Origin of the sequence: Flavobacterium sp., assembly GCF_043773265.1 — a bacterium.
Classification (GTDB): Bacteria; Bacteroidota; Bacteroidia; order Flavobacteriales; family Flavobacteriaceae; genus Flavobacterium.
This window is the reverse complement of record NZ_JAYVFH010000026.1, coordinates 1-5,666: the sequence shown is the minus strand read 5'-3', so window position 1 is coordinate 5,666 and position 5,666 is coordinate 1. Positions and strand designations below refer to the sequence as shown.

The following is a 5,666-nucleotide window of genomic DNA, read 5'->3' as shown; positions in this document are numbered from 1 at the left end:
TGATTCAGTACTAGATAAAGTTATGTTTGATGGAATTGAACCAAATATTGACGGAAGCTTTCTATCATTGCCTGCATATCCAAAGAAACCTTTTGTTGTTTGAGTATCATTATCAATATTAAAATCGGATAAATTATTTTGTGTAGTATAACCAAATCCAATGCTAAGTTTTGTTATGCTTTTTCCACTTCCTTTAGATGTTGAAATATTAAAAGTTCCACCTGCAAAATCACCATAAATTGTTGGATTAAATGTTTTGTAAACATCAATTACACTAACAATGTCTGTTGGAAATAAATCTAAAGCTATAATTTTTTTAAATGGATTATTAGAAGGAACTGCCAAATCGTTTACCAATAAACTGTTATACCTATCTTCCAATCCTCTAACAAAAATTCCTCTTGAACCCACTTTTGTTATACCAGAAATCTTGGTTAAACCTTCTTCAACATCACTAATTCCTTTTCTTGACATTTCTTGTGCGCCAATACTTTGTTTAATTTCTACAGCTTTTTTTTGGTCTAATAATAATGCTGTTTCTTTTTCTCTATTTCCAGCTTTTTGAACCACAACATCTTGTAGTTTAAATCCGTCAGTAGATAATTCTTTATTAATGTTTAAAGTTTCGTTTGATTTTACTGAAACAAGTATTTCCGTAGTTTGATAACCTACAAAACTTAATACCAATGTATAATTACCTGGTTCAATCTTTAAAGTATAGTTTCCTTTTTCGTCAGTTGTTGTTCCAACACTTGTACCTTTTATTGCAGCATTTGCAAATTGCAAAGGTTTGTTGTTGTTTTCTTTATCTGTAAGAGTTCCGGTAATAATTCCTTTGGACTGAGCCATAGTTACCAAACTCATTAGCAGTGTAAAAACAAGTATTTTGATTTTCATTATTTTATAAATGTTAAATTTTATGCAAAGAACGTTTAGATTTGTAAAGTTGAAGTTATTCAAGGTTTAATTTTAAGTTTTATAATCATTACCTTAATGTTAATAAATTAAATTACTGTTAACTCATAGTCATGAATAGAATAATATGTTATTTAATGTTATATTTACAATCGCAACGTGCACAATATTTTATGCTTTATGAAGAAAAAAGACATTAAGATTTTATTAGTTGATGATGAACCAGATATTTTAGAAATAGTTGGTTACAATTTGTCGCAAGAAGGTTATAAAATATGTACTGCTTCTAATGGTAAAGAAGCTATTGCTATGGCAAAGAAAGAGCGACCACATCTAATAATAATGGATGTAATGATGCCCGAAATGGACGGAATGGAAGCATGTGAAAACATTAGAAAAATTCCAGAATTGAGTAATACAATTATTGCTTTTTTAACGGCTAGAAGCGAAGACTACTCTCAAGTAGCAGGTTTTGATGCTGGTGCAGATGATTATATTGCAAAACCAATTAAAACAAAATTATTAGTAAGCAAAGTAAAAGCATTGTTAAGACGTCTTAAAGATGACTCTTCATCTAGTGAAAACCTTAACGTTGGTGGAATAGAAATTAATCGTGAAGAATATAAAATAATTATGGAAGGAAGAGAAATTGTACTTCCAAGAAAAGAATTTGAATTATTTTATTTATTAGCGTCCAAACCAGGAAAAGTTTTTAAAAGAGAAGAAATTCTTGATAAAGTTTGGGGTAACGAGGTAATCGTTGGAGGAAGAACTATCGATGTTCATATAAGAAAACTACGAGAAAAAATTGGTGAAGAATTATTTAAAACAACAAAAGGAATAGGTTATAAATTTGAAATTTAAATTCACTAATTTTGAAGTGTTTTAAATTAATAAAACAACATTGAAGATTTCTTTTAAATGAGTTTAAACCTAAAAAAAACATATGCTTTTGCTGTAATAACAACTTTGTATATTACAGTTTTTTCTACAGTTTTAATTACAGTATTGTTGTTTTTGTTTGCAACTATTTCTTGGAAATTCCTTGTTTTATTTGCATTAGCTATTGCAATGTTTTCTTTTTTTCTTTTACAATATAGAGTTGAGCATTTTATTTATAGAAGAGTAAAAAAGATTTATGATGATGTTTCTTTACTAGATTCATCAACACTTCGAAGCAATTCAATAACTACAGATATGGTGACTTTAACCAAAGAAGTTAAGAAATTTGCAACCGATAAAAAAATTGAAATAGAAAACCTTAAAGTTCGTGAAGAATACAGAAGAGAGTTTCTTGGCAATGTTTCACATGAATTAAAAACACCTTTGTTTACCGTTCAAGGTTATCTTTCTACATTGCTTGACGGCGCTATGAAAGATAAAGATTTGCGCAAAAAATATCTAGAAAGAGCCGAAAAAGGAGTTGAACGATTGGTCTATATTGTAGAAGACTTAGATATGATATCTAAATTTGAAATGGGCGATTTAAATCTTGAATTTTCTAAATTTGATTGTGTTGAATTAATTCAAAGCGTATTCGATTTATTAGAAATGAAAGCTGATAAAAAGAATATTATTTTAATGTTTGACCGAAAACACAACAAACCAATAAATGTGTATGCCGATAAAGAAAAAATTCAACAAGTTCTCACAAATTTGATTATGAATTCTATTAAATATGGTAAACAAAATGGCACAACAGAAGTTGCAATTGAAGATTTAGTTAAAAATAAAATCATAATTCGAATTCGCGACAATGGCGAAGGAATAGAACAACAATATATATCTAGACTGTTTGAACGCTTTTTTAGAGTTGATAAAAGCGGAGCTAGAAGCGAAGGTGGTTCTGGTCTAGGACTTTCAATTGTGAAACATATTATAGAAGGTCACAAAGAAAAAATATATGTCGAAAGCGAATTTGGAAAAGCTTCTGAGTTTTCATTCACTCTCGAAAAGTATAAATAATTCTTTCCAATTTGTTTCTGATTTTATTTTTCTTAAACCAGCATACAAATCAACAGCAAGAATATCATCCAATTTAAAATCATTTTGTTTAGAATAAGGAACCAATCCTTCTCTTTTATGTTTTTTTGCTAAATATTCTTGTTCATATTGTCCTGGCGTTGGTATAAAAAAAGCTTTTTTTTCTAATCTTGCCAAATCCATAATGGTTGTATATCCAGAACGACAAATTACCAATTCACTTTCGTTAAAAGTTTTTTCTAATTGCTTGGTTTGCATGAAATTATAGAAAATAATGTTTTTTATTTTTTCTATTGTTTGATTATTTTCGACCACGCCTTTTATAAAAACTATATCTTCTTTGTAATTTTCTAATTCGTGAATTAATTTTTCTTCTAATAATGTTCTTTGTGGTTCAGGACCAGACAAAATTATCATCAATTTGTATTTAATAGGTAATTCTTTTTTTTCTAACCGACTTAAAACTCCAATATGTTTTAAATTCATTTTTGTATTTCTTAAATGACCTAATTTACCTGATAAATTTGGATAATTATCAACATCGGGAATCCAACATTCGGCAAATTTTTTAATAAAAAATTGATGCATTTTACTAGAGATCCATGTGGTTTTTCCAGATAAAACATTCAATTGATGCGTTAATATAACTGAAGGAATTTTTTTAGAATGAACACCAAGCCGATTGTCAGAAATTATACCGCTCAGATTTAATTCAAGTATCCATTTTTCAACTATTTTTTTTTCAGATAAAATCGCTTTTATTGTTTTTGGACTATTTTTTATTAATTGCCACTTAAAATTCTTGCTTTTTTTTGCATACTGAATATTATATGAAGGTAATTCTAAACTATTTAAATGTGGAAACTCTTTTTTAAGTAACTCCAATGCATTTCCATCAGAAGCAATAATAGGTGTAAAACCATTATTTTCTAATTCTCTAATTATAGGAATACAACGTGTAGCATGACCTAATCCCCAATTTAGCGGTGCAACGAGAATGTTTTTAATCATGCTTTTAAGAATTTTAGTTTTTTAATAAAGTAATAAATTGTTCTGCAAGCTTGTTCTCATAATCAAAATGTTCTTCTTCATTCACAATTTCATTTAGAGCATGTTTGTAGAGTTTCCATTTCTTATTATTATATTCAAGTGCAGTCAAATTTTCTATCCAATCGCCTGAATTCAAATATATTGTTTTTCCTTTTTCCGTTTCAATATGCTGAATTTTTGGCTCATGAATATGACCGCATATTACATAATCATAATTGTTTTCAATTGCTAAATCGGTACAAACATTTTCAAAGTTAGTAATAAATTTGACAGCCGATTTCACATTATTTTTAATTTTCTTTGAAAGTGAATAAGGTTCTTTATTAAATCTTGCTAAAATCCAATTTAAAAAGCGATTTATCAAAATTAAACAATCGTAACCCCAACCACCTAATTTTGCTAACCATTTGGCATTATTTATTGAAGCATCAAATACATCGCCATGAAAAATCCATGCTTTTTTTCCATCTAATTCAAGAACTAATTTGTTCAATAAACTTAAATTTCCAAGATGTAAATCGGTGAATTTTCTTAGAAATTCATCATGATTTCCTGTCAAATAATATACTTTGGTACCTTTAGTGCTTAAAGATATAATTTTCTTAATTACTTTTAAATGATTTACAGGAAAATAAGATTTTCTAAATTGCCAAATATCAATAATATCACCATTTAAAATTAGTTTTTTTGGCTTGATTTCAGACAAATACTGCAATAACTCTTTGGCATGGCAACCATAAGTTCCTAAATGAACATCTGAAATAACAACAACTTCAACTTTTCTTTTTTTCATATGTTTTGATTCTACTTTTTCGCGGTAACATATGGAATCGCTATAATTTTATTGGTGTTTGTTTTACAAACTTTTTGTTGTTGCGATTTCAAAATTATTAGTTTCTACAAAAGAAGTAATTGTAGTTATTGTTAAGGTTACAAAAACATTATCAAAACTTTATTTGTGTTGGATATTAATTGCTTAATTTTGGCAAAAATATTTTTTTAGAAAAGTGGGAAGTAAAAATAAATTAAAGCGATTTAAGGAAAACGAAACATTCAATAATGTTTTTCAACCAACAAGAGAAGAAGTATTAAACAATAATTTTTCGCTAAAAGGAAAATGGAATAATGATTTTTTCAAAAATGATAACCCAATAATTATTGAATTAGGTTGCGGAAAAGGCGAATATTCTGTTGGATTGGCAGAACGTTTCCCAAACAAAAACTTTGTTGGTATTGACTTAAAAGGAGCACGATTTTGGCGCGGTGCAAAAACTGCTTTCGATGATGGAATGACAAATGTAGCATTCGTTAGAACACAAATAGAATTAATTAATTACATTTTTGCCGAAAACGAAGTTGATGAAATTTGGATTACTTTTCCAGATCCACAAATAAAATATAAACGCACCAAACACAGAATGACCAATTCAGAATTTTTACAATTATATAAAAAAATTCTAAAAAATGATGGTGTTGTAAATCTAAAAACCGATTCCGAATTTATGCATGGTTATACTCTTGGACTCTTGCATGGCGAAGGTCATGAGGTGTTATATGCCAATCATAATGTATATAAAAATGAAGGTTCACCAAGTGAAGTAACTGAAATTCAAACCTTTTACGAAAAACAATATTTGGAAATTAATAAATCTATTACGTATATTCGTTTCAAAATAAAATAATTTTTTTTTTACTCAAATTTAAATTCAAATATCTGA

The 5,666-nt window shown here is 28.0% G+C and carries 6 protein-coding genes; 3 read left to right on the top strand and 3 right to left on the bottom strand.

The annotated features are described in order from the left end of the window. On the bottom strand, nt 1-897 hold an 897-nt coding region (locus tag ACH2BO_RS01165; RefSeq protein ID WP_395042928.1), incomplete at its 3' end, for a carboxypeptidase-like regulatory domain-containing protein. A 198-nt stretch (nt 898-1,095) separates the two neighbouring features. On the opposite strand from ACH2BO_RS01165, the gene ACH2BO_RS01160 reads away from it, so the two are divergent. Together ACH2BO_RS01160 and ACH2BO_RS01155 are read left to right on the top strand one after the other, a co-directional pair. Further along, nucleotides 1,096-1,779, top strand: a complete 684-nt coding sequence (locus tag ACH2BO_RS01160) for a response regulator transcription factor (protein WP_395042927.1) — start codon at nt 1,096-1,098, stop codon at nt 1,777-1,779. 57 nt (nt 1,780-1,836) lie between these two features. After that, complete coding sequence (locus tag ACH2BO_RS01155; protein WP_395042926.1) at nt 1,837-2,880, top strand: sensor histidine kinase; 1,044 nt, start codon at nt 1,837-1,839, stop codon at nt 2,878-2,880. Here the strand turns inward: ACH2BO_RS01155 and ACH2BO_RS01150 are convergent. Together ACH2BO_RS01150 and ACH2BO_RS01145 are read right to left on the bottom strand one after the other, a co-directional pair. Continuing rightward, nucleotides 2,854-3,909 (bottom strand): glycosyltransferase, encoded by a 1,056-nt coding sequence (locus tag ACH2BO_RS01150; protein ID WP_395042925.1) that lies wholly within the window; start codon nt 3,907-3,909, stop codon nt 2,854-2,856. The genes ACH2BO_RS01155 and ACH2BO_RS01150 overlap by 27 nt on opposite strands. A gap of 13 nt (nt 3,910-3,922) precedes the next feature. After that, the gene (locus ACH2BO_RS01145; RefSeq protein ID WP_395042924.1) at nt 3,923-4,741 is read right to left on the bottom strand and encodes a UDP-2,3-diacylglucosamine diphosphatase; all 819 of its coding nucleotides are present in this window, start codon (nt 4,739-4,741) and stop codon (nt 3,923-3,925) included. Nucleotides 4,742-4,955: 214 nt separating this feature from the next. Here ACH2BO_RS01145 and trmB point away from each other — a divergent pair, with 214 nt between their 5' ends. Further along, the gene (gene trmB / locus ACH2BO_RS01140) at nt 4,956-5,630 is read left to right on the top strand and encodes a tRNA (guanosine(46)-N7)-methyltransferase TrmB (protein WP_395042923.1); all 675 of its coding nucleotides are present in this window, start codon (nt 4,956-4,958) and stop codon (nt 5,628-5,630) included. Nucleotides 5,631-5,666 lie beyond the last annotated feature (36 nt).